General features: G+C 44.0%; 22 protein-coding genes. 15 read left to right on the top strand and 7 right to left on the bottom strand.

The window, feature by feature from the left end; translation table 11 throughout:
- Positions 1-11: 11 nt before the first annotated feature.
- Together AB8P72_RS05485 and AB8P72_RS05480 are read right to left on the bottom strand one after the other, a co-directional pair.
- Positions 12-1,163 carry an acyl-CoA dehydrogenase family protein gene (locus AB8P72_RS05485; RefSeq protein ID WP_369958186.1) on the bottom strand — a complete coding sequence of 384 codons (1,152 nt, stop codon included), beginning with the start codon at positions 1,161-1,163 and terminating at the stop codon, positions 12-14.
- 721 nt (positions 1,164-1,884) lie between these two features.
- Complete coding sequence (locus AB8P72_RS05480) at positions 1,885-2,802, bottom strand: LysR family transcriptional regulator (protein ID WP_313205632.1); 918 nt, start codon at positions 2,800-2,802, stop codon at positions 1,885-1,887.
- Positions 2,803-2,989: 187 nt separating this feature from the next.
- Here AB8P72_RS05480 and AB8P72_RS05475 point away from each other — a divergent pair, with 187 nt between their 5' ends.
- The 14 genes from AB8P72_RS05475 (at position 2,990) to AB8P72_RS05410 (ending at position 16,933) form a co-directional block, all read left to right on the top strand.
- The gene (locus tag AB8P72_RS05475) at positions 2,990-4,162 is read left to right on the top strand and encodes a muconate/chloromuconate family cycloisomerase (protein ID WP_369958185.1); all 1,173 of its coding nucleotides are present in this window, start codon (positions 2,990-2,992) and stop codon (positions 4,160-4,162) included.
- A gap of 42 nt (positions 4,163-4,204) precedes the next feature.
- On the top strand, positions 4,205-4,495 hold the full coding sequence (gene catC, locus AB8P72_RS05470; protein WP_011513602.1) for a muconolactone Delta-isomerase: 291 nt from the start codon (positions 4,205-4,207) through the stop codon (positions 4,493-4,495).
- A 99-nt stretch (positions 4,496-4,594) separates the two neighbouring features.
- A complete protein-coding gene (gene catA, locus AB8P72_RS05465; protein WP_369958184.1) occupies positions 4,595-5,518 on the top strand; it encodes a catechol 1,2-dioxygenase in 924 nt (307 codons plus the stop codon).
- A gap of 128 nt (positions 5,519-5,646) precedes the next feature.
- Positions 5,647-7,032, top strand: coding sequence for a benzoate 1,2-dioxygenase large subunit (benA, locus tag AB8P72_RS05460; protein WP_369958183.1), 1,386 nt, complete (start codon positions 5,647-5,649; stop codon positions 7,030-7,032).
- A 53-nt stretch (positions 7,033-7,085) separates the two neighbouring features.
- A complete protein-coding gene (benB, locus tag AB8P72_RS05455; RefSeq protein WP_305935449.1) occupies positions 7,086-7,592 on the top strand; it encodes a benzoate 1,2-dioxygenase small subunit in 507 nt (168 codons plus the stop codon).
- A gap of 65 nt (positions 7,593-7,657) precedes the next feature.
- Entirely contained in the window at positions 7,658-8,674 is a 1,017-nt protein-coding gene (benC, locus tag AB8P72_RS05450) for a benzoate 1,2-dioxygenase electron transfer component BenC (protein ID WP_369958182.1), read from the top strand.
- 59 nt (positions 8,675-8,733) lie between these two features.
- Positions 8,734-9,513: a 1,6-dihydroxycyclohexa-2,4-diene-1-carboxylate dehydrogenase gene (locus tag AB8P72_RS05445; RefSeq protein ID WP_201571628.1), complete on the top strand. Its 780-nt coding sequence runs from the start codon at positions 8,734-8,736 to the stop codon at positions 9,511-9,513.
- Between the two features lie 75 nt (positions 9,514-9,588).
- Entirely contained in the window at positions 9,589-10,818 is a 1,230-nt protein-coding gene (gene benE, locus AB8P72_RS05440) for a benzoate/H(+) symporter BenE (RefSeq protein WP_313492514.1), read from the top strand.
- Positions 10,819-10,931: 113 nt separating this feature from the next.
- Positions 10,932-11,621 carry a 3-oxoacid CoA-transferase subunit A gene (locus AB8P72_RS05435; RefSeq protein ID WP_313492515.1) on the top strand — a complete coding sequence of 230 codons (690 nt, stop codon included), beginning with the start codon at positions 10,932-10,934 and terminating at the stop codon, positions 11,619-11,621.
- Between the two features lie 59 nt (positions 11,622-11,680).
- Positions 11,681-12,346, top strand: coding sequence for a 3-oxoacid CoA-transferase subunit B (locus AB8P72_RS05430; protein WP_144296331.1), 666 nt, complete (start codon positions 11,681-11,683; stop codon positions 12,344-12,346).
- A 17-nt stretch (positions 12,347-12,363) separates the two neighbouring features.
- A complete protein-coding gene (gene pcaF, locus AB8P72_RS05425) occupies positions 12,364-13,599 on the top strand; it encodes a 3-oxoadipyl-CoA thiolase (protein WP_369958272.1) in 1,236 nt (411 codons plus the stop codon).
- 82 nt (positions 13,600-13,681) lie between these two features.
- Positions 13,682-14,461: a 3-oxoadipate enol-lactonase gene (pcaD, locus tag AB8P72_RS05420; protein WP_313492517.1), complete on the top strand. Its 780-nt coding sequence runs from the start codon at positions 13,682-13,684 to the stop codon at positions 14,459-14,461.
- Between the two features lie 274 nt (positions 14,462-14,735).
- Complete coding sequence (locus AB8P72_RS05415; protein ID WP_144296332.1) at positions 14,736-16,100, top strand: MFS transporter; 1,365 nt, start codon at positions 14,736-14,738, stop codon at positions 16,098-16,100.
- Positions 16,101-16,399: 299 nt separating this feature from the next.
- Complete coding sequence (locus AB8P72_RS05410) at positions 16,400-16,933, top strand: DUF2058 domain-containing protein (RefSeq protein ID WP_200661722.1); 534 nt, start codon at positions 16,400-16,402, stop codon at positions 16,931-16,933.
- 78 nt (positions 16,934-17,011) lie between these two features.
- Here the strand turns inward: AB8P72_RS05410 and AB8P72_RS05405 are convergent, their stop codons facing one another.
- The 4 genes from AB8P72_RS05405 to speB form a co-directional block, all read right to left on the bottom strand.
- A complete protein-coding gene (locus tag AB8P72_RS05405) occupies positions 17,012-18,511 on the bottom strand; it encodes an aldehyde dehydrogenase family protein (RefSeq protein WP_313492518.1) in 1,500 nt (499 codons plus the stop codon).
- 93 nt (positions 18,512-18,604) lie between these two features.
- Complete coding sequence (locus AB8P72_RS05400) at positions 18,605-20,011, bottom strand: YjiH family protein (RefSeq protein ID WP_369958181.1); 1,407 nt, start codon at positions 20,009-20,011, stop codon at positions 18,605-18,607.
- Between the two features lie 126 nt (positions 20,012-20,137).
- Entirely contained in the window at positions 20,138-21,889 is a 1,752-nt protein-coding gene (locus AB8P72_RS05395; RefSeq protein ID WP_369958180.1) for a 5-guanidino-2-oxopentanoate decarboxylase, read from the bottom strand.
- Positions 21,890-22,009: 120 nt separating this feature from the next.
- Positions 22,010-22,978, bottom strand: coding sequence for an agmatinase (speB, locus tag AB8P72_RS05390; protein ID WP_144296335.1), 969 nt, complete (start codon positions 22,976-22,978; stop codon positions 22,010-22,012).
- A 254-nt stretch (positions 22,979-23,232) separates the two neighbouring features.
- Between speB and AB8P72_RS05385 the strand changes: the two genes are divergently transcribed.
- Positions 23,233-24,132 (top strand): LysR family transcriptional regulator, encoded by a 900-nt coding sequence (locus tag AB8P72_RS05385; RefSeq protein ID WP_306495707.1) that lies wholly within the window; start codon positions 23,233-23,235, stop codon positions 24,130-24,132.
- 72 nt (positions 24,133-24,204) lie between these two features.
- Here AB8P72_RS05385 and AB8P72_RS05380 read toward each other — a convergent pair whose 3' ends face one another.
- Positions 24,205-25,995, bottom strand: a complete 1,791-nt coding sequence (locus AB8P72_RS05380) for a potassium/proton antiporter (RefSeq protein WP_144296337.1) — start codon at positions 25,993-25,995, stop codon at positions 24,205-24,207.
- Positions 25,996-26,100: the final 105 nt, after the last annotated feature.

Below are 26,100 nucleotides of genomic sequence, written 5' to 3'. Positions count from 1 at the left end.
CTCATAAGCGATTACATAAAGCGCGAGGCCAGCTCTTTCATGATTTCATTAGTGCCGCCGTAGATTTTTTGTACGCGAGCATCGGCATACATACGAGCGATTGGGTACTCTGACATATAACCGTAACCACCAAATAACTGTAAGCATTCATCCATCGTTTTACACTGTTTTTCTGTCACCCAGTACTTGATTAAGGATGCTTGCGCGGCGTCAAGCTTACCCTGTATTTGCGCCTCAACTGCTGAATCACATAAGGCTTTTACCGCTAAATAATCCGCTTGTACCTCAGCAAGCTTAAAGCGCGTGTTTTGGAATTGCCAAATTGGCTTGCCAAAGGCTTCACGCTCTTTGACATATTCAAGCGTCAGCTCTAATGCCAGTTTCATCGCGCCGCAGCCACTTAAAGCAATAATCAGGCGCTCTTGCGGCAGCTCTTGCATCATGTGTATAAAGCCGAGCCCCTCGACACCGCCTAGTACGTTTTTTTGTGGCACACGCACATTACTAAAGAAAAGCTCTGAAGTATCTTGTCCAGCAAGACCCGTCTTTTTTAGGTTACGGCCACGTGTAAAGCCTTCTAAATCGTCGGTCTCAACAAGAATCAGCGAGACGCCTTGTGCGCCCTTATCGCGGTCTGTCTTACAAGCCAATAGCACGATATTGGCATGCTGACCATTGGTAATAAAGGTTTTTGAACCATTAATGATATAGTCATCACCCTCTTTTATCGCATAAGTTTTGATGGCCTGCAGATCAGAGCCCGTCGTCGGCTCAGTCATCGCAATAGCGCCAATATATTCGCCCGTCGCCATCTTAGGCAACAATGATTTTTTTTGCTCTTCAGTTCCAAGCTTATAGATATATGGCGCCACGATACCTGAGTGCACCATACCGCCATAACTGGCTCGGTTCGCCTGAGCCTGCGCCAAAAGAATCGCGGCTTCATGACCAAAATCACCGCCGCCGCCGCCGTACGCTTCTGGTATTGACGCACATAAAAAGCCCATCTCGCCGGCCTCTTCCCAAGCCGCGCGGTCAATCATACCGTTTTCTCGCCACTGCTCGTCTCTGTCCTCCCAGCTTTGAAACATTTTTAGCGCACTGTCATATACCATTTCGTGCTCTTCAGTCATCCATTTTGCTGGAAATGCTTTGATACTCATACGGGTCATCCTTGACGTAAATTAACAGACATAAATTAAAAAATAATGAAATTGATACGATTAAAACTAACGTTTATTAGAATAATAGCCAATATACGGTAATCATAATTACCATATATGTTAACTCTCTAAAGCCATATATTTAACAACTCGCAAAAACATACTAAATTAACCAAAAGCTTTGTTCAATAAACTTGTATAAAATCGTGCTGGGTAGATTTGACCACATACCCTAAGACTGTTCCTTATATTTCATAAAAAAAGGCTTGTTCGCAGCGATACGACAAGTCTCTTTTTATGGTATTTTCAAGGTTTTTAGAATGTATAAGACTGTGGCGGACCTTATACTTAGATATCGTTGAGATATGCTGCATCAAGCGCATAACGGAATCTGGTAAACGAATAATCATATTAGGGTAAGTTAGCAAACCCAAGCTTAGCACACTCTTTCAAAGCACTTACTCTTTGATAATTTAAAAATAGTTCAACTTTAGAAGTTGCAGATTTATAATGCTACTTAAGCATGCGTTAAACCTTTATCAGCTCTTTATAGTCAGTCTTCTAGTTCAGCAAAATCGTATTCACGACGATTATAATAAGGGCTACCACAAACGAGCCGTGCTACTTCCGCCGGCCCTGCTTCGGGTTTGTAATGGAATTCTGGCATAAAACTATCCTATTATGAGTTCATATTAAGGTTATTAATAAGCAATTGATCTTCTTAAATTTTTTCAAGCTTATAATCAAACCCTTCTTCATCGTAAATCTGATAAGTCACCTCCAACAATGTTTTTAATAGCTCTGATTTGTCAAAATGCCTCACACTCATAACAATAGGCGAGGTTAAAAGCCCGTCCTCGAAAGGAATATAAGTCACTTCCTGATTCCGTAGATGCTCAAGCGTTTTTGGTACAATAGTCAAGCCCTCACCTGCTGCTACCAATCCTAAAGCAATATGCAGCTCACGTACTTCAGTAAAATAGTTTGCTTTTAGATTGCGTGACTCAAAGAGCTCTAAGACAAAATCAATAAAGCTAGGACGAGGTGCCATTGGATATAACAATAAATTTTCATTGGTTAAATCCATTAAACGAATGCTCTTTTGTTGCTCTTTTGCCAATCGATGCTTGTTAGGAACCGCAACCACTAAACGCTCCTGTCTTAGTAATAATCGCCTAATAGAAGCGTCTTCAAATAAAAGCCTCCCAAAACCGACATCTATTTTGCCTTCTACTAAGCTTTGCTTTTGCTGCCAAGAGTTCAATTCATATAATTTAATCTCTATATTTGGATACACCTCTCTGAAGCGCGCAATCACTTTCGGCAATATGCCATACAGTATCGACGACACAAAACCTATCGATAATGTGTTGTCAAAGCTGCCTTTACGAAAGGTCATCGCCCGCAGATCATCTGATTTTTTTATTATCTGAAGCGCATGATCATAAAAAAAGTCGCCAGCTTCTGTAAGCTTTAAAGGGCGATTGTCCCTATCAATGAGCGTGACGCCGATCTCTTCTTCCAACTGTTTTATCTGACGGCTCAGTGGGGGCTGTGAAATAAACAAACGCTCTGCTGCCTTATTAAAACTTTTTTCCTCTGCTACCGCTACAAAATAGCGTAAATGTCTCAATTCCATTGAACATTATTCCTTGAGTGACCTATAAGCCTATCGATACCTAAAGAACATAACACGGTGAAGGTTGATTATCAAAATACCCAAAAGGTATCAATATCAGACCAAATAGGTCTTAGACATGTCGTTATCTAATAACTATAGTTCTTATTAAGCATAAGGAAGCATCATCTATTCAATAGGGACTGTCATGATTCGTTCAATTAATACTTTATTGGTACCAATACCTACTATAAGGGCTCATAAGCTCGCTTGTACCGTTATGAACGAACAAGTCTTGGTCTTGGTACACATTCAAACAGAAGATGGCTACGAAGGTTGGGGCGAAGCGACCACCATTGGCGGCCTAAGCTACGCAGAAGAAAGCCCTCATAGCATCAAAACTAATATCGATACCTACTTTACCCCTCTTTTATTAAAAGAGCAGCCGACTAGTCCAGCAAAAGCTATGCAGCTGCTAAGTCTTCATATCAATGGCAACCGCTTTGCAAAGTGTGCCATCGAAACTGCCCTACTCGACATTGAAGGTAAACGCCTAAACCTACCAGTAAGTGAGCTGATTGGTGGTCGTGTTCGTGACCGTATCGAAGTGGCTTGGACGCTTGCCAGCGGCAATACAGCGACCGATATCGCCGAAGCTAAGCGCATGATTGAGCAAAAGCGCCATCGCATTTTTAAATTAAAAATCGGTAGCAATCCGATTACTGATGATGTGGCCCACGTATTAGCCATAAAAGCAGCCTTGCCTAATTGCCGCATTACCGTTGATGTCAATCAGGCTTGGACAGAACTTGAGGCAATGCAAGGTATTAGCCTATTACAAGCTGGAGGCATTGATTTAATAGAACAACCTATATCAATGCGTAATAAAGCCGCTCTAAAACGTTTAACTGATCGCTTTGATGTGGCGATTATGGCGGATGAAATTGTCCAAGATCCTCAGAATGCCTTTCATTTAGCAGCAGATCATTATGCTGATGTCTTTGCGGTAAAAATTAATCAAGCAGGCGGATTGAGAGCAGCTTGTCTTATTGGACAAATGGCACATCTAGCAGGTATCGAGCTGTATGGCGGCACTATGCTTGAAGGGCCTATCGGTACGGTGGCCTCAGCTCATGTATTCTCAACCTATCCCAGTCTAAATTTTGACACCGAACTGTTTGGTCCGTTGTTATTAACCGAAGACGTTTTAGTACAGCCTCTTGATTATCAAGATTTTGGTTTAAATGTACCTACGGGCGCAGGTCTTGGTATCGAAGTAGATAGCGATAAAGTCTATCACTACGCCAAACAAGCAATCAATAATTCACTTAAATCATCGAAGCCGCAATTTGCCACTAATGCTCAAACTGAAATACTGTAACAGCTAAAAAAATTACCCGTCATCAAATATAAGGAAATAATTATGTTATATCACGTCAGAATGGATGTCTTAATCCCAACAGATATGGACGCCGACAAGGTCAACGAGCTTAAAGCCACCGAAAAAGCATTATCACAAAAGCTCCAAGAGCAAGGTAAATGGCGTCATATTTGGCGCATAGCCGGTCAGTATTCTAACTTCAGTATCTTTGATGTTGAGAGTAATGAAGAGCTACACGACATTATGATGTCATTACCGCTCTATCCGTACATGAAGGTTGAAGTGACACCATTGTTACGTCATCCATCATCTGTTCGTAGTGATGACAGCTAAAGCAAGCCAGTACAGCTGATATCAGAATCTATAAAAACTGAGTAAGAATACTCACTGTAATTACCCCTTAATAAAACAGTCCTCAACAAGGAGAGAGACATGGAACGCAGCCAAATTGAAGCATTAGCCACTCAGTTCATCAAAGGCAAAATCGACTTCCCTGAGCAAGTCAATCCACGCGTACAAGAGATTGTCTTGCGTATCGTGACCGACCTTATGCAAACCATTAACGACTTAAAAATCACTGCCGATGAATATTGGTCTGGCGTTGAGTTTATCGGTGATTTGGGCAAAGAAGCTGGTTTATTATCACCAGGCTTGGGTTTCGATCACTTCATGGATTTAATGATTGAAGAGGATTTAAAAGCAGCCGGTCTTGACGGTGGTACTGTACGTACTATTGAAGGTCCACTCTATGTCGCTGGTGCGCCAGAAGAAAAGGGCTTTGCGCGTCTCGATGATGGTAGCGAAGATGGTGAAGGCACTGTCTTATTTATGCAAGGTACGGTTTACGGCGAAGATGGCCAGCCACTGCCACATGCAAAAGTTGAAGCATGGCATGCCAATAGCTTGGGCAATTACTCTTTCTTTGATGAATCGCAGTCAGAATTTAATTTACGCCGAACCATTATCGCTGACGAAAACGGCAATTATGCCTTCCGCAGTATCGTACCGCTAGGTTACTCGGTACCACCAGAAGGAATGACGCAAAAAGTATTGGGCGCGCTGGGTCGTCATGGTCATCGCCCAGCTCATGTTCATTTTTTTGCCAGTGCTGACGGTCATCGCAAACTGACCACGCAGATTAACATCGATGGCGATGAGTACCTATGGGATGACTTTGCTTTTGCAAGCCGCGAAGGTTTGGTACCAGAGGTAACGATGGTCGAAGATGCGGACAAGCTAAAAGAAAAAGGTCTCGATAAACCATATGCCAGTATCGATTTCGACTTTCATTTAGTAAAAGATATCGACCAAAACGTCCAAGGCAGTGAAGTCGAACGTCGCCGTGCCCAAGGTTAATCGGGGCTTGTTATTGGATATTAGTAGTTTATAAATATGAAATCTCTACGTTTGGTACGTCCCAAGCTGCCGTATCAAGCGTAACACTGAATCTCATTTAACACCGTTATTATACAAGGAAGGCAGCCATGAGCCAGCGTATCAATCTAGTACCTGAAGGATCAGACATCACTATTGATGATTTTTTAGAAGAAAACAGCGAAAAAGGGATTTATCGCCTGCATCGTAGCGCCTTCACTAACGAAGAGTTGTTCGAGCTTGAGATGAAGTACATCTTCGAAAACAATTGGGTGTATTTGGCTCATGAGTCTCAAGTTCCTGATAACAACGACTACTACACCTCATACATTGGCCGTCAGCCCGTCATTCTTGCCCGCAATAAAGAAGGCGATTTGCACTGCATGATTAATTCATGCTCACACCGCGGCGCACAGCTCTGCCGTCATAAGAAAGGCAATAAAGCCACTTACACCTGCCCATTCCACGGTTGGACCTTTAACAACTCAGGCAAGCTGCTTAAAGTTAAAGACCCAAGACATGCAGGCTATCCAGAATGCTTCAATAAAGAAGGCTCACACGACTTAAAACAAGTGAAGATGGCTAATTATAAAGGCTTTATCTTTGCCAGCTTAAATGATGATGTTCAGCCAATCGGAGACTGGCTTGGTGGCTCTACCAAAATTCTTGACATGATTGTCAATCAATCGCCAGAAGGTCTAGAAGTGTTACGCGGCACCTCAACCTATACCTTTGATGGTAACTGGAAGCTGCAAGCTGAAAACGGTGCCGACGGCTATCACGTATCAGCCGTCCATTGGAACTACGCTGCGACAACTGCGCGCCGTAAAGAAGCTGAAGCTGTCAAAGAAGACAATATCAAAGCCATGAACGCTGGCAAATGGGGTCGACAAGGCGGTGGGTTTTATTCTTTTGAAAACGGTCACATGCTGTTATGGACACAGTGGGAAAACCCACAAGACCGTCCAAACTACGCTTATCGCGATGAGTATGTCGCCAGCTACGGTGAAGCCATGGCGGACTGGATGATTGAACGCTCACGTAACTTATGCCTATATCCAAACGTCTACATCATGGATCAGTTCGGCTCACAAATTCGTATGCTCCGCCCTATCGCGGTTGACAAAACTGAAGTTAGCATCTGGTGTATCGCACCAAAAGGCGAAAGCGATGAGTCACGTGCACGCCGTATCCGTCAGTATGAAGATTTCTTTAACGTTACTGGTATGGCAACCCCTGATGACTTAGAAGAGTTCCGCTCATGCCAAGAAGGTTATAACGGTATCAAGCTTGAATGGAATGATATGTGCCGAGGCTCCGAGCACTGGATTCAAGGTGCAGATGAAGGCGCGGCCGCTATTGACCTCAAACCTTTAATGAGTGGTGTTAAGACTGAAGATGAAGGACTATATACCGTCCAACATCGCTACTGGCATGAAGAGATGAAAAAAGCTCTAGAGCAAGAGCAGCAGCTACACGGTGTTAATAGCGACTGATACATTTTTATTATTACTCTGCTATTTATTGTAGAACTGACAAAAATATAAGGATATCAATCATGAAAAAAGCCACTGTTAACATTGAAGACATTAGACAGTTTTTATATCGTGAAGCGCGTTTATTGGATGAGAAAAAATGGGAAGAATGGCTTACTTATTACGATGAAGACTGCCCTTTCTGGATGCCAAGTTGGGATGATGATGGTCAGCTCATCAGCGACCCACAACGAGAAATCTCGCTGATTTATTATCCGGATCGCCGTGGTCTTGAAGATCGTATCTTCCGCATTGAGACTGAACGTTCATCAGCGACCATTCCTGATACGCGTACCACGCACAATTTATCGAATATTGAACTACTCGAAGACAATGACGGTATTGTATCGGTGCGTTTTAACTGGATCAACAAATCTTTTCGCTATCATGAGACCAATACCTATTGGGGTTACTCTCAGTACAAAATAGACATGACTCAAGACCAACCAAAAATTTTGGATAAGTATGTGGTCTTAAAAGACGACTATGTGCATCAAATTATGGATGTTTATCACGTCTAAACATTATTCACTCATTATTTAGCCACTAGCTTTTAATTAATACGTGTTGAAAAGGGATATTTCTCATGGAATATAATATTGCTCTACAGTTCGAAGACGGCGTCACAGGATTCATCAAATGTGAAGCCGACGAAACGGTCGCCGAAGCAGCGTATCGTCAAAAATTTAATATCCCTGTGGATTGCCTTGATGGTGCTTGCGGTACTTGCCGTTGCCATTGTGAATCTGGCAGCTATGACATGCACCCTGATATGTATATCGAAGATGCACTGACAGAAGCTGAAGCCGATGAAGGTTATGTTCTCACCTGTCAGATGATTCCTGAAAGCGACTGCGTGATCAAAGTGCCAAGTTCTTCTGAAGCCTGTAAAGTCGGCAAGTCTGTATTCAAAGGCAAACTACAACAGCTGAATGTGCTGTCAGAATCCACTATTCATTTTGGTGTAGATATTGATAATCCCGAGGCTTTGGTCTTTCTTCCGGGACAATACGTCAACATTAACATTCCTAACTCTGACGAAACGCGCTCTTACTCGTTCAGCTCTGTGCCCAATGCCAAGCAGGCTGAGTTCGTCGTTCGTAATATTCCTAACGGTAAGATGAGTACTTTTTTATCTGACATCGCTCAGATTGGCCAAGATATTGATTTCGAAGGCCCATTTGGTAGCTTTTACCTGCGCCCTCTAATCCGCCCGACCCTATTTCTAGCAGGTGGTACTGGTATCGCACCTTTTTTATCGATGCTAAAAAGCTTAGAAGTGTCTGGTGCTCATCATCCTGTCAGGATGGTCTACGGCGTCACCAACGACTTTGATCTGATAGAAGTTGAGAAACTAGAAGAAGTCAAACAAAACCACCCTTGGTTTGACTACCGCACCTGTGTCGCCGCTGAAGACAGTAATCATGAGCGTAAAGGCTATGTTACCAGTCATGTTGATAATGAGTGGCTGAACGATGGTGACGTCGATGTCTACTTGTGTGGTCCGTTAGGGATGGTGGATGCGGTGAGTAATTGGTTAGACAGCAACAATCTAAAACCAAGTAATTTTTACTATGAAAAATTCACGCCCAGTGAACAATAACGTAGCCTAGCCGTATTACTCTACTAGCAAAGCATGAGCAAGATTTTTAGGAGACCGTCATGAGTAAAAGATTTGATAATAAAGTATGTATCGTTACTGGTGCCGCTCAAGGCATCGGACGCGGAGTCGCATTACGCTTAGCAAGTGAGGGCGGAAAAATCGTCATGGCAGACTTTTCTCCATTAGTAGAAGAGGTGCTGGCTGAAATCATCGCTGATGGCGGAGAAGCCGTTACCATTCAAGCTGACCTTGAAACCCATCAAGGTGCTAAAGAGGCTATTGATAAGGCACTTGATAGCTATGGGCGTATCGATATATTGGTCAACAATGTCGGCGGCGCAATATGGATGAAACCTTTTACCAGCTTCTCTGAAGCAGAAATCCAAAAGGAAATCAGCCGCTCATTATTTCCAACATTATGGTGTTGTCATGCTGTTTTACCAACCATGGTCAAACAGCAATCAGGCACTATTGTTAATGTGTCCTCTATCGCTACTCGCGGTATTAACCGCATACCCTATTCGACAGCGAAAGGCGGCGTGAACGCCATGACCGCATCGCTCGCTTTTGAGTATGCAAACGATGGTATACGCGTGAATGCTGTGGCAACTGGCGGTACTGAAGCGCCGCCCAGAAAGATTCCACGTAACGCCAAACCATTAACTGATGATGAAAAATCATGGATGAATGCGGTGGTTGATCAGACCATTGATCGCACCTTTATGAAACGCTACGGCACGATTGATGAGCAAGTCAATGCCATCTTGTTTTTAGCATCCGATGAGTCTTCTTATATTACTGGTAGTACCATTCCTGTGGGCGGTGGCGACGAAGGCTAATAATAAATCTGCCAATTAGTAGCATGCATCTTAATTTGCAACCCCGTAACGAATGCTAATTTGCAAGGAAGCAATATGGCCTCTGTAATCCAAACCTTAAAAAACGACTGGTCGCTCTCCTCATCGGTTGCAGGATTCTTAGCGGTTCTTATTTCCTATGCTGGTCCTTTGATTATTTTTTTTCAGGCCGCACAAGCCGCACGAGTATCGGATGCCATGATGGCGTCTTGGATTTGGGGTGTCTCCATCGGTGCTGCCATTCCTGGTATTTATTTATCCATTAAATATAAAACACCGGTTATTACAGCATGGTCCGCCCCTGGTACCGCTTTACTAGTTACCCTATTTCCACAGATGAGTATTAATGAAGCTGTTGCCGGTTATATCATCTCAGCGATTGTCATATTTATTGTTGGGGCAACAGGTTACTTCGACAAAATATTAAAATGGATTCCTAACGGTATTGCCGCTGGCATGATGGCAGGGATTTTATTTCAGTTCGGCTTAGAATTATTTAAAGCCACTGATAGTATGCCATTTATCGTCTTTAGCATGCTCGGTTGCTACTTATTGGCTAAACGCTTTTCACCGCGCTATACGATGATCTGGGTATTGATATGCGGTGTTATCTTAAGCGTCTTACTTGGCAAAATGAACCCTGTCCATTTCGATTTAGCCGTTACCATACCTACTTTTATTGCACCTGAATGGTCGTGGAACTCAACGTTTAACCTCGCTATACCCCTTATTCTTGTGAGCTTAACAGGACAGTTTTTACCGGGAATGGCTATTTTAAATCTTAGCGGTTATAACACGCCAGCCAAACCCATTGTCGCCATCTCTAGTCTCTCGTCGTTAGCAGTCGCCTGCGTTGGTGGTATTACCATTGTGCTTGCTGCCATCACTGCGGCGCTTTGTACTGGTAAAGATGCTCATGAGGTAAAAGAGAAACGCTATATTGCAGGCGTCGCCAATGGCATCTTCTATTTATTTGGCGGTTTATTTGCTGGCAGTATCGTGATGGTATTTAGCTTGCTTCCAAAAGAGCTTGTCGCGGCACTGGCCGGCCTTGCATTAATCGGTGCCATTTCTGCCAATATCACCATTGCTATGAAAAATGATGAGCAAAGAGACTCTGCATTGATTACATTTTTAGCGACAGCATCGGGTATGAGCTTTTTGGGATTAAGCTCTGTGTTTTGGGGCATTCTTATTGGCATGATTGCTCACTATATTCTGACCAAAAAACGCCTACTACCAACATCATCTATCTCATTAACGACCTCTAATAATGAAGCCAATTAAGAGCAAGTCTCTTACGAAAAAAATTAAGTAGTGTCAGAGCAATGAGTCCAACCCATGTACCACTTATTAATTCTAAAGACACTACCTCATATGACTTTTTATAGGATATAAACATGATTAACAAAGCAGATAAAAGTATCTCTGACGTACTTAGTCAAATCAAAGATGGCGCCACCATCATGATTGGTGGCTTTGGCACAGCAGGTCAACCAGCTGAACTCATTGATGGACTTATTAATTTAGGCGTAAAGGATTTGGTCATCATTAATAATAATGCCGGTAACGGCGACCATGGCCTTGCCAAGCTCTTAAAAACGGGTGCTGTGCGTAAAATCATTTGCTCTTTCCCGCGTCAATCGGATTCTTGGGTATTTGATGAGCTTTATCATGCTGGCAAGATTGAGCTGGAGCTAGTACCACAAGGGAATTTGGCTTGCCGTATTCAAGCAGCAGGTATGGGACTCGGTGCGGTATATACGCCCACAGGCTTTAGTACTTTACTCGCAGAAGGTAAAGAGACTCGAGAAATCGATGGTAAAGACTATGTTCTTGAATATCCGATCAAGGCTGATTTTGCTTTAATCAAAGCTTCTAGAGGCGATCGTTGGGGCAACTTGGTGTACCGCAAGTCTGCCCGTAACTTCGGCCCAATCATGGCAATGGCGGCTGATATTACTATCGCCCAAGTCTCCGAAACGGTTGAGCTTGGCGCGCTTGATCCTGAGCACATTATTACACCGGGTATTTTTGTGCAGCATGTGGTGCAAATTCAGCCTGCTAGCACTGAAGCTGCTAGCGCTTAACTTTCTAGCACAGCTACTACAGCCACCGCTTAATACTGCCAACTATAAGGAGCGTCATCATGAGCCATACTTCCTACACCGTTTTGACCCGCGATCAAATCGCCGAGCGTGCTGCACAAGATATTCCAGATGGTGCCTATGTCAATTTAGGCATCGGACTACCGACCAAAATTGCCCAATACCTACCGGATGATAAAGATGTATTTTTGCATTCAGAAAACGGCTTATTAGCTTTTGGGCCACCACCTGCCAAAGGTGAAGAGGATCCCGAGCTGATTAATGCCGGAAAAGAGTACGTCACAATGCTCGATGGCGGCAGCTTCTTTCATCATGGCGACTCTTTTGCCATGATGCGCGGTGGTCATCTTGATATCTGCGTACTAGGTGCATTTCAAGTGGCTGAAAATGGTGATCTAGCCAATTGGAGCACCGGTGCGACAGATGCAATACCGGCTGTTGGCGGCGCTATGGATTTAGCCGTCGGTGCCAAAAAAGTCTTTGTCATGACCAATCACACCACCAAGACTGGCGACCCTAAAATCGTTAGCAAGCTTACCTACCCTGTGACTGGCAAAAACTGTGTTGATCGTATTTATACTGACTTATGTGTCATTGATGTCACTGATAAAGGTTTAGCCGTCACTGAAATGGTCGATGGCTTAAGCTTTGCGGACTTACAAGCATTGACGGGTGCGACGCTAATTGATGCTACAAATTCAAAATAATAAAAAGGACAAGGATGATGACTGATTCAATCACTGGTTTAAATGATGCTTATATTATCGATGCCATTCGCACCCCTTTTGGACGCTACGGCGGCGCTCTAGCACAGATACGCGCTGACGATTTGGGAGCTATCCCTATCAAGGCGTTAATGGAACGTAATACCAATGTCGATTGGGTGCAAGTAGATGACGTTATTTACGGCTGTGCTAATCAGAGCGGTGAAGACAATCGCAACGTCGGGCGTATGTCATCGTTACTAGCTGGCTTACCTTATCAAGTGCCTGCCACCACCGTGAATCGCTTATGCGGCTCTTCAATGGATGCGTTAGCGATAGCGGCACGCGCTATCAAAGCCGGTGAAGCTCATCTAATTATTGCAGGTGGCGTTGAGAGCATGAGCCGTGCGCCATTAGTAATGGGCAAGTCAGATCAAGCGTTTGGTCGTAGTCAAAAGCTAGAAGATACCACTATGGGCTGGCGCTTTATCAATCCAAAGCTTGATGAGCTATATGGCACGGAAACGATGCCGCAAACCGCTGAAAATGTCGCAGAGCAATTCAATATCAATCGCGCTGACCAAGATGCTTTTGCCCTACGTAGTCAACAACGGACCGCAGCGGCGCAAAAGGCAGGGTTTTTCAAAGATGAGATTACTCCAGTCAGCATCCCGCAACGCAAAGGCGAGCCTATCACTGTCGATACCGATGAACACCCTCGCGCTGATACCACGCTTGAGAAGTTGACCAAACTGCGCCCTATCGTCATCTCAGATGGCACCGTGACGGCTGGCAATGCGTCAGGTATCAATGATGGCGCAGCGGCTTTTTTAGTGGCATCAGAGCAAGCGGTGAAAAAGTTCAATCTAAAACCGCGTGCACGTATTGTGGCCTCAACTACGGTAGGCGTTGAGCCACGTATTATGGGCTTTGCTCCAGCACCAGCGATAAAAAAACTACTGGTAAAAACTGGACTGTCACTTGATGAGATGGATGTCATTGAATTAAACGAAGCCTTTGCCGCTCAAGCTCTCGCTTGTACGCGTGACTTAGGGTTAGCTGATGACAGCGCGCGCGTCAACCCTAATGGTGGTGCCATTGCCCTTGGTCATCCACTCGGTGCCTCAGGCGCACGTTTAATTTTAACAGCACTCAATCAACTTGAGAAAACTGATAAGCGTTATGCTATTTGCTCGATGTGTATTGGGGTTGGACAAGGCATTGCGATGATTATTGAACGGGTTGTCAACGATTAGATAGTGCTATTCATAAATATCGCTCAAACCACCCACCATTACTACTGCAATGACATTACCATGATTAAAAAGGATAATAATGATGCCCATATTTGACAACAAAGACGTTGCCCTAAACTATGCCACTTTTGGCGATAGCAGCAATCCTGCTCTGATATTTTCTAACTCTTTGGGCACTAGCTATCATATGTGGCAGCCGCAAATCGATGCCTTACAAAACGATTACTTTATTATCTGCTACGATACCCGTGGCCATGGTAAATCTTCCGCACCAAAAGGCCCTTATCGTTTAGATCAGCTTGGACAAGATGTGATTGATTTGCTTGATTATCTGAATATTGATAAAGCGTTTCTTTGTGGCATCTCTATGGGCGGCATGACTGGTCAATGGTTAGCTATCAATTACCCTGACCGCTTCCATCACTTAATGCTTTGCAATACCGCCGCGAAGATTGGCAATGAGGATGCTTGGGTAGATCGGGCAAAATTGGTACGTGAGAAAGGATTAGAACCTATTGCATCGACAGCTGCTTCGCGTTGGTTTACAGCAAGTTTTATCGATGATTATCCAGATGTAGTTAAAGCATTATCTGACGCTCTCGTAGCTGGCAGTAGCGAGGGTTATGCCAGCTGCTGCGAGGCATTATCTGACGCTGATACACGTGAACAGCTAAAAGATATCCGCGTGCCAGTTACGGTGGTTGCAGGTACTGAAGACCCTGTGACCACAGTTGCGGATGGTCAATACATGGTTGATCATATCCCAAATGCAACACTCACGACCATTAATGCCTCACATATCTCAAATATTGAACAGCCTGACGTGTTCAATCAATTAATCAAACAATATTTTCATGACTAATAGAGTTACGGATACCATCAGATTTTTTAGTAATAAAAAAATAGTCTAACAATTAAGAGTTTAAATCTTTCATTTGGTTTAAGAAAAGCACCTGCATATCTAAAGGATATGTAGGTGCTTTTCTCTTTTACCACATGTCACCGCCCTTTATTAAGTTACGTCAAAATCTATACCTTATAGGTATAAATTAATACTCAGATGGTTTTTGACTTTCTTGATAGAAAACAATAGCTTAATAAAGACTTATAGGGATATTACCCACGGAGAAAAAAGAATGGACTCACCTACTTTAAACATCAATAGAGTTATTGATGAAGCCAAATTTGCACCTTTTCACTGGAAAGTCTTATTTTGGTGTTTATTGATTATTATCTTTGATGGCTATGATCTTATTATTTATGGTGTAGCATTGCCCCTACTCATGGAGGAATGGTCATTAACCGCAGTACAAGCAGGTTTTCTTGCCAGTGCTGCACTTTTTGGCATGATGTTTGGCGCCATGATTTTTGGAACACTCTCAGACAAGATTGGACGCAAAAAAACCATTATGATTTGCGTCGGCTTGTTCAGTAGCTTTACTTTTCTTGGTGCTTTTGCTGGTGGTCCAATACAGTTCGCCACTTTGCGCTTTATTGCAGGCCTAGGTATCGGTGGTGTTATGCCTATCTGCGTGGCTTTAACCTCCGAATATGCACCAAAACGTATTCGCAGTACTTTAGTTGCTATAATGTTTAGTGGTTATGCCATTGGAGGCATGGCATCGGCATTATTAGGCTCGTTTTTGGTGGTAGATTTTGGCTGGGAGATTATGTTTTATATCGCTGGCATTCCAATGCTACTTTTACCAATCATTTGGAAAATGTTGCCTGAATCTTTGATGTATTTGGTAAAAGAGAAGCGAGATAAAGAAGCCAAAATTATTGTTAAAAAATTGGCACCGCAAGAAACGATTACCACTTCTACCAGTTTGCTATTGGACGAGCCGACCAAAGGCGATGATGCACCAATTAAAGCCTTATTTCTGAAAAACCGTGGTTTCACTACTATCATGTTTTGGCTCGCTTTCTTTATGTGCTTACTGATGGTGTATGCCCTTGCTAGTTGGTTGCCAAAACTAATGATTCAGGCAGGTTACTCACTAGGTGCAAGCATGCTGTTCTTATTTGCACTCAATATTGGTGGCATGGTGGGAGCTATCGGCGGCGGCATACTGGCTGATAAATTTCATCTTAAACCTGTCTTAGCCATCATGTTTGCCCTAGGCGCTGCGGCGTTGATACTGCTTGGCTATAACAGCCCTCAGCTAGTACTATATACTCTGATCGCGATTGCAGGCGCTACGACTATCGGCTCACAGATACTACTCTACACCTTTGTCGCACAGTATTATCCGACGAGTGTACGGACAACAGCTATGGGCTGGGCATCAGGTATTGGTCGTATTGGTGCTATCGTAGGTCCTATCTTAACTGGCGCGTTACTTACACTAGAGCTAAGCCACCAGACGAACTTTTTGTTTATCGCGATACCAGGATTAATTGCAGCCACTGCTATTTTCCTTGTGAATTTAAGCGCAGCAGTGGATGGCAAAACAAGCAAGGTACAACCAGTAACTTTAGATACGCCTATAGCAACCTAAATCTGACTAAACTCTATTTTTATTTAAGCATTTTTATATTACACCTATATAGCTTTTAGCGTACTCACGATGTGGGTGCGTCTTTTTGACAATTTGAATAAAAGCTTAGCTCTTTATCTTTAAACCTTATGTGAGAGATATTATGTACAATTACTTTTTAAAATTATTCTTTTAAGGCGTAATGAACGATTTTTACGCCAGACTGTGACAGTACTGCACAAAATTTGCTACCATAACCTTTTTAAACACTATAATTTTGGATCTAGGCAATTTCACTTAGGTACTTAGGTAATACAGACATGGCCAAAAACGCCCTACAAGAACAACTCTTAAAAGCTGGATTGGTGGATAGCAAAAAAGCCAAAAAAATCAGCAAACAGTCACAGCATGCCAAGCGCACAGGTGACGCATCAAATCTTGAAGCCAAAAAAGCCTTGGCAGACGCTCAAGCCAAAAAAATAGAAAAAGACCAAAAGCTCAATCAAGAAAAACAGCAGATTTTAGAAGAAAAAACGCTAAGAGCCAACGTTATCCAAATGATTAGGCAACATCAAATCACAGAAACGCAGGGTGACATCACTTATCAGTTTGTTGATAATGGCAAAATTAAAAAGATTTATATCTCCCAAAAGCTCTATGATCAAATCGTAGCAGGTCATGTGGTGATTGCACGCTTAGAAGACGATTATGCGCTGCTTCCTCGTCCACTAGCTGATCGTATCAACGCCAAGCTCGAAGGTTTCATTGTGGTGTCGAATGACAAGTCAGAGGTCGAGCTGGCAGAAGATGACCCTTATGCCGCTTATGTTATTCCAGATGATTTGATGTGGTAATCTACTAAACATTAACCAAAATCCCCTGTATAAGATATCTATATAGGGGTTTTTTTGACAGTGCAATAAAAACAGTAATTACAATGGTAGCAAAACGTGCTTACTCTTCTGATAAGCAGACAAGCCATCAGCACCCAATTCGCGACCAATGCCACTTTGCTTAAACCCGCCCCAACCTGCTTCAGGTACTACAATTTGCTGCTCGTTAACCCAAATATGACCAGCTTGAATTTGTAACGCCATCTCTAACGCTGCAGTCTCATTAGCACTGACAATAGTCGCTGCCAAGGCATACTTACTATCATTGGCAAGTTCAATCGCCTGTGCATCGTCTGCAAAGGTAGTACTGACCAATACTGGTCCAAATACTTCTTCTGTCCATAACTGACTGCTTACTGGCACATTCGTATAAATAGTCGGCGTTGCAAAATATCCTTGACGGTCTAGTATCTCGCCACCTGTTAGGCAAATAAGATTTTCACCAACCGCGATATCGATATACTTTTCGACTTGCGCAAGTTGTTGCGCGCTAACCAATGGACCCATTTGCGTATCGACAGCAAAACCATCGCCTATTTTTAAACTTTCTGTTTTTGTTTTCAGTGCGTCAAATAACGACTGGGCAATGTCTTGATGGACAAGCAGCCTTGAGGTTGCAGAACAAATCTGACCGGCGTTGGTAAAGATACCGCCGATGATTAAATTACAAGCATAATCAATATCAGCATCTGCGCGCACTACGATAGCGGACTTACCACCAAGCTCTAGACTGATATCCTTGACACCTGTTGCTGCTTGGCGCATTACTTTTTCACCGACGATATTACTACCGGTAAAAGATACTTTATCAATCAGCGGATGACTGCTCATCGCTGCGCCCACTTCTGCTGCGCCCGGTAGGATATTGACCACCCCTTTTGGCAGCCCAATAGCCGACAATATATTGCCCAGCATCAACTCTGGTAATAGTGTCACCTCTGATGGTTTGAGAATAACAGTACAACCTGCCGCCAATGCTGGTGCTAATTTCCAAGCAGTAGTGACCATCGGGAAGTTCCAAGGCACGATAAGAGCGCAAATACCAACAGGTGCGTAGGTTTTTAATAAGCGTATACCTGTCTCGTTGGTGGTGACCTTAGACCAAGTCGTCTGCTCGGTGATAAGATTGGCATAATAGCGATAACAATCAATGGCGTCGCTCACGTCTATTTTCGCCTCTGCAATCGGCTTACCATTATTCAATACCGACAACGCAACCAGCTTCTCAAACTGCTGCGCCATCGTATCTGCAATCGCCTGCAGATAACGCGCGCGCTCATTGACGCTGGTTTGCGACCAAGTTGCATAAGCGCGTGATGCGGCATAAGCGGCGCTGTCTACCTGTGCGCTACGACACAAGCGAGTTTTTGCAATGACTTCGCCGGAGTTTGGATCATATAAAGCATGTTCACCTACCGAATCAGATGCTGCAATCGTGACCCAATCACCCTCTATGTAGGCGGCATTTAACCTAACTTCATTTTTCATGCTTTGCTGAGCGGCGGCTCTCGTTAAGGATAAAGAATTTGTTATTTCCATGATGACTAGTTGCCTTATATTGTTTAATAAAGTTGTCTTTACGCTAACTGTTCACTGATTTTTTAATGCCAAAATGAGGCGTTGCAATCACGACTAATACAATAGATGCGCCACCGACGTAATGACCACCAAGCTAATCAGCGTCCGCAAGATAAAAATCATAAACAGCTCTAAGACGTTCAGCTTGATGTTTGATTTCAATATCAGCGCGCCTACCTCAGACATATAGATAATCTGGGTAATAGAAGCTGCACCAACGATAAAACGCGTCATTTCACTCTCGATACTTTTACCAACCAAGGCTGGCAAGTACATATCGGCAAAGCCCATAATCATCGCAGGCGCGGCCTCTGCTGCCTCTGGAATTTGCAATAATTCAAGTAATGGCACGAGCGGCGCAGAGAGCCAATTAAATACCGGCGTGTATTCTGCCAAACCAAGACCAATGACGCCAATAGCAAAAATTACTGGAATTAAGCCAAAATAAATATCAAATAAGTTCTTTAGGCTATGCTTAAACACTTTCCCTAAGCTTGGCATAGAATGCGCGCGCGTGACGGCACGATTGATCGCCCATTGGTAAGTAGAATACTCAGTAGGAATTTCTTCATCGAGCATACTTTTGCCAGAATGATAAGTGTCAGGTTTTAATGACAGCGGCGGTATACGCGGCATAATAATCGCGGCGATAAAACCAGTTGCAGCAATGGTCAGATAAAAGAAAACAAAGTTGTTATCGACGCCGATGGTTTTGGCAACGACATAGGTAAAGGCGATGGACGTCACCGAAAAGGTGGTGGCAATAATTGCCGCTTCACGCTGACTATAGTAGCTTTTATCATACTCTTGCATGGTCACCAGCAGACCAATAGAGGCGGCGCCAAACCAAGAGGACATGGCATCGACCGCAGAGCGACCCGGCAATCTAAATAATTTAACGAACACTTTACTAGATAAAGTACCCAAAAACTCCATTAAACCGAAATCAGTCAGAAATGGTAAGGATAAAATGGCAAAAAAGAACAAAGGAATAAGGATAGGAATCAGGTCTTCAAAAATCACGCCGCCGGTATTACGATTGATGATAAATTCAGGGCCGACTTGTAAATAAATCATCCACGCAAACAGTACGCCCAAAAAGCGGGCAGCAAGCCAAAACCAGTCGACATCAAAAAGCTTTACCCACATGGAGCCTGCGGGCAGATTGGGTCTTAAAACCTTAACAGCCAGCGCCCCGATAAAGGAAGCCGTTACAATCGCTAATACCGCGTAAACCACATAACTGCCCAGCACTGCTTGCAAGGTATCGGTTAATACGCCCAATAAAATGGTTACTTTGCCATCCCACTGAAAGGGAATAATAAACAGCGCAATACCCAGTGCTGAAAATAGCAAAAACTTCCACATGGAGGCGCGCCAATGTAGTCCTTCTGGTGTGCCTGAAACAATGATATTGTTGCCTAAGATTGGCTGCTGGGATTTATCGATATAGTTCGTCATTCAATCCTCCTTGATAGGCGTCGAGCGCAAATTTTTTCTTTCGCGGCTCACTCTGTCCATAGATTGAGCGCATTGCGCAAATAGTTAGATAACGTTTTATAAGTTATTTTTAGTAGCAATTATGCTTTAGCTAAAGCAGGTAAAACCTTTACCCATTTCAAGAAGAAATGCATCAGCTTCATCGACTTCATAAATAATTGGTTGTTTGCCTTTGATGTCTTCTTTTAATGCCTCGATCAGCTGCTGCTTATCTGTGATTCGACGATAACCGGCGCCAAATCCTGCGGCTAACCGCTCAAAGTTCGGGGTTTTAATATTGACCCCAATCAATGGCAAGCCGCCCTCTTGCATATAGCGGCGAATCTCGCCATAGCCTTGGTTGTTCCATAACAGCACAATTAATGGCAGCTCAAGCTCGGCGGCACAGATTAGCTCGGCAATAGTAAACTGAATGCCGCCATCACCCATCAGGCTAATAACGGGCGCTTTTGAGCCAATCATGGCACCAATCGCGGCGGGCAAACCATAACCTAAGGTGCCAAAGCCCGTCGATGAGTTAAACCATCGACGCGTAGCTAAAGCTTCAAAGCCAAGATTGCCGCTATAAACAGGCTGGGTTGAATCGCCAACGAAGATAACGTCCTCCACCTCATCTCGAATCAGCTGTAGCAGCGCGTTTTGACCAGCAAAATCTGGCGTCATTTCTTCTATCAACGCTTGCTTTACCTTTGCTACTCGCGGTGCTGCTTGATGATGCAGCGGTTGATTTTCTAAGCGCGTACATAGACCACTAATGGCCATTTGCGCATCCGACAATAGCGCAATATCCGCTCTAAACGGACGCTGTAATTGCTGAGCGTCACAGTCGATACGAATCAACGTGCCATTGATTTTGAACCCACCATTAAAAAAAACATCATAATCAGTCTCACCAAGCTCCGTACCTATCGCCAATACTAAGTCGGCCTCGCTAATGACGGCGCGACCAGCGGCCAATGATTGATTGCTACCCAAACTCAGCGGATGCGCAGGCGGCAGTAAACCTTTGGCATTGATGGTCAAAAATGTTGGCGCATCGATAAGTTCTGCCAGTTTTTGTGCGTCATGATTAACATCAGCGCAGCCACCACCGTAAAGCAAGACTGGATTTTTTGCCGTTTTTAAGGTTTCAACAATCAAATCTAATTGCGCAGGATGAGGTAGCGGTTTGTTTGCTTGTAATGGCGCCAAAATATTATTAGTAGATTGGCTGTTTAGAGAAGTGTCTAGCTTATCTAGCTTATTTAGTTTAGGCGGCTTGGCGACATGGCTGGCATCAGCGGTAATCACATCAATGGGCAGCTGGATATGCACCGGTCCCGGACGCGCGCCATTAAATAACGCAAAAGCTTCAGCGATGACTTTGGGTAGTGACTCAGGTTGCCAAATGGTTTTACTCATAAGCGCAACCTTACTGATCATACCTTGCTGATCGTGCAGCTCATGTAAGTGCCCTTCACCGCTGCCGGTATGCTGCACTTTATTGACACTAGATATCACCAGCATTGGTATAGAATCCGCCAATGCTTGCGCCATCGCCGTCATAATATTGGTCATGCCGGGACCAGTGATGATAAAACAAACCCCCACTTTGCCAGACGCGCGGTAATAACCATCGGCCATAAAGCCAGCACCTTGCTCGTGACGTGGCGTCACGTGGCGAATATTGGTATTCGGCAGGCCACGATATAGCTCGACCGTATGCACGCCCGGAATACCAAATACCGTCTCCACCCCGTAATATTCTAACCACTGGACAAGTAGCTCACCGCAAGTCAAAGATGAGGCAGTTGGCGCGGAATTTGGCAATAAAGAAGGCGTTTGCAGAGAGTGCGTCATGAGTTAATCATCCTAAAAAATTCAATAGCAATTAAATAAGTCGTTCAGTATCAAATCCAAGCTAAACCCAAACTGCCCTTTAATTCCTTATAAAAGGCAGTTTAAGTGTATAAATTGTGCTTAATAAATGGCTTTGACCTTATCGTCATAGCGCACACCCGGTAGGATACATAGCATCTCAAATAGCAGGTTCGCAGCTAGTACCGAGGTGTTACCAAACGGGTCATACGGCGGTGACACTTCTACTAAATCGCCACCAACTACGTCAAGTCCGCGCATACCGCGAATGATTTCGATACCTTGCGTTGACGTTAGGCCGCCAATTTCAGCCGTGCCCGTACCGGGTGCAAACGCCGGATCGATGCCATCGATATCGAAACTTAAATAGACAGGGCCGTCGCCTAATTTTTCGCGCACTTCTGCCATGAGTGGTGTCAATGATTTATACCAGCACTCCTCAGCAGGCACGACGCGAAAGCCTTGCTCGGTTGACCAATCAAACTCTTCGGCGCTATAACCCGTGCCACGCAGACCAATCTGAACGACGCGATTGCCATCGATAAGGTTCTCTTCGACAGCTCGGCGGAACGGCGTACCATGGGCGATTTGCTCGCCAAACATCTCATCATTAATATCGGCATGGGCATCGATATGTACCATCCCAACAGGGCCATATTTTTTGGCGAGCGCGCGCAAAATAGGCAAGGCAATCGTATGATCGCCGCCTAATGTCAAAGGAATAGCGCCATGACTGAGAATCTTATCGGTATAGAATTTCTCAATAATATCGACGCTTTTTAGTAGGTTAAAAGTATTGATAGGCACGTCGCCGATGTCAGCGACTTGTAAAGATTCAAAAGGCGCGGCACGAGTGGCGACATTATAAGGGCGAATCATGCGTGATTCATCGCGAATCTGTCTCGGACCCAATCTTGCACCGCTACGGTTTGAGGCGCCAATATCTAAAGGCACCCCAACGAATGCTACATCTAGCCCTTCAGCATCGGCTTGGGTTGGTAGGCGCATCATAGAAGCGAAGCCGCCAAATCTTGGCATGTCGTTGCCACTTAGTGGTTGGTTAAATTTCATCACTTACATCCTTGTATCGATTGGTCAAAACAGACAATTTGTCTATATTACTTTTTATCTATATTACTTTTTGTCTATGCCGTTTTTTCTATAGCTCTGACAATACCTAAATATCAGAGGCGAGACCATGGTAAAATTCAGAAGTAAACTTCTGGTTTTTCGTAGTAACTTTGATTTATTCGTTATTTGTAGAAGTTTTATAAAAAATCTGGTTAAGACAGATTAAGATAATAGATATGGGAACATGACCTTTAATGCTAGATGAATTGATAAAAATTGATATCAAGACCTTGCGCAGCTTTATGGCCATCGTAGAATGCCAAGGCGTGACCGCCGCGCAGTCACGCTTAAATGTCACCCCGTCTGTCATCAGCGGTCATTTAACCCATTTAGAAGATCGTTTGGGTATGACGCTTTGTCATCGCGGGCGCGCGGGTTTTAAGCTCACCGAAGACGGCGCAGCAGTTTACGAGGCGTGCTTAAGCTTTAATGAGGCAGTGGCCAGCTTTCAACATCAACTACACTATATTCGGCAGCTAGATTCAGTACGCGGCGGTCATATTCGATTATGTCTTATCGATCAGATGCCAACGATTTTTTATGATGTCTTGCGTCAGTGCTTAGCTGCGAGCTATCGCGACAATCCACTTATTCACTTTTCTATCGATGTGCAAAGCCCTGAGAGTATGCTTGATAAGTTACTTAGCAATGAAAGTGACATTGGCGTGGGATATTTTGGCAGCTTCCCGCCCCTACTAACCTTCCAGCCAGCATTTATCGAAAAGCAAGTCGTCTGCTGCGGCCGTGAGCATCAGTTATTTGATAAGTCAGCTGGTTTAACCTTTGAGGATTTGGAACAAAATTATCCATGGATAAAACGAGGCTATGTTACCGATTTGAGCATCAATCATGTCCGCCCAAAAACGTTAAGCGCCACCACTTACCATATGGAGGCGACTGCACAGTTAATTTTGGCGGGTCATCATGTCGGCTACTTGCCCAATGATTTGGCCAAGCGCTATGAAGAAAAAGGAATGATGAAAATACTGTTGCCCAATGAGGCAAGCTACGAGGTCAAGCATCATTGGGCCTATCGAGAAAACCTGCATAAGCATGTCGCTGATTTTTTGCAGCAAATGACTGGGCTTTTATAGAGTGATAAGCATTTAATGGATAATAATAAAGGATAACGATAAACAGTCATGGCAAAAAATAACGATAAACAGCTACCCTGCTTTTGGTAGCTCTTCACGTTTTAAACCAATCGTTCTAAGTTTGCCTTTATCATCGACTTCTTTGATGACCAGTGACCATTCATCATTAATCGCCACTGTATCGCCCGATACCGGCGCCATATCTAGGTTACCTTTGACGTATTCAGCAACCGTTTGCTGCCACATATTTTTTTCATTATCTTCTGGCTTGGATCTTAGCTTATCGACCAAAGACTCAGAAGTCATAACACCGGTAAAAAATGGCAAGTCGCCCAGTTTAACGCTCGGTGATAGGAGCCAATCGCCATAAAAATCATCGATAGCTTTGCGGTCTAAGGTGGTGTCATTAAAAATCCGCGCAATTTGGCTGGCATGATTGCCGCGCATCGCATACCAAACGCTATCACCAAATTTTAGCTTAGTGTCTTCGTCGACAATGACAATCTGCTGACCGCGTACCAAGGCAAACACACTAATTTCATCAGGGTTAACGTGGTTAGAAATGCTTTTTGGATGACGTCCAATCGCAAACGCCCCAGACTTTACTTGAAACTGATATAAAGTAATACTTGCCTTGTCCGATACCCAAACCTCATGCTTCTCTTCGGGGTCTTTGTTATTGGGAATGCGTACTTTAAATAAATCCGCCATAAAGGGAATGGTTGTGCCTTGCAAAATCAAGGATAAAACCACCACGCCAAAGGCAATATCAAACAGCATAAAGGCGCCGTCAATACCCGCCATTACGGGCAAAATAGCAAGGGTAATCGGTACGGCACCGCGCAAGCCAACCCAAGAAATAAAACCGATTTCTCGGTCTTTAAACTTAAAGGGTTTTACGCTGCTGTAAACGGCGATAGGACGAGCAATTAAAATCATAAAGGCGGCAATCGCAACCGAGTAATACCAAACATTAATGACGTTTGATGGCGTCACCAACAGACCCAGGACCACAAATAAGACTGCTTGCGATAGCCACGCAAAGCTGTCCATCACGCGCATGACATGCTCGGTTGAGCGCACTTTATGGTTGCCTATCAGCACGCCAGCCAGATAAACTGCCAAAAACCCACTACCACCGATTAAATTGGTCGCCGCAAATACTGCCAAGCCCGCCGACAATATCAAAATGGCATACATGCCTTCTGCCAAATGTATCTTCGGTAATAGCCTTGCCAATAAATAACCAAATAATAAACCCATACCGAGGCCGAAGCTCAGCTGCTGTAATAGCAAGCCTATAAAGCCCAGTACCGTTTGTCCCTCAGGGTCGACATTTAGCGCAATCAATCCGGTGACTAATAAAATGGCTAGTGGATCGTTGGCACCAGATTCAAGCTCCAACGTCGCTTGTACGCGGTCGTTAAGTTTAACCCCGCCATTACGCAGCAATGAAAATACCGCTGCCGCATCGGTCGAACCGACAATAGCTGCCATCAATAGCCCAAAGCGCCAATCGACATCGAGTAGCCACGTGACAAAGACGCCCAGTATCATGACCGTTGCCAGCACTCCCCACGTGGCAAGAGTAATAGCAGGTCTTAGCCCCACTCGAAAAGATTTAAAGGAGGTGCGCAGTCCACCATCTAACAAAATACAAGCCAGCGCCGCCTGCCCGACAAAGTTAGCAAGACCATATTGAGAGAACTCAATACCCAAGATACCTTCTTCACCGGCGAGCATGCCCACGACTAAAAACAACAATAATAGCGGCACGCCCAAACGCGCCGACAAGGTACTTGCCATGATACTGGCAAAAATTAAAACTGCTCCTACGAAATACAGGATATTTAAGGTATCCATCTTTTTTAAGCCCTATTTTTAATCATTATTATGTAAGTGTGTCCTTTAGCTTTTCTAGCGTACTTGTTGCAAAAGCTTCAAATTGAAATGCTTTAAATTAAACAG

Origin of the sequence: Psychrobacter sp. CLB018, from assembly GCF_041222815.1 — a bacterium.
Lineage (GTDB): Bacteria > Pseudomonadota > Gammaproteobacteria > Pseudomonadales > Moraxellaceae > Psychrobacter > Psychrobacter faecalis.
The sequence above is the reverse complement of the archived record's forward strand: the minus strand, read 5'-3'. Positions and strand labels throughout refer to the sequence as shown.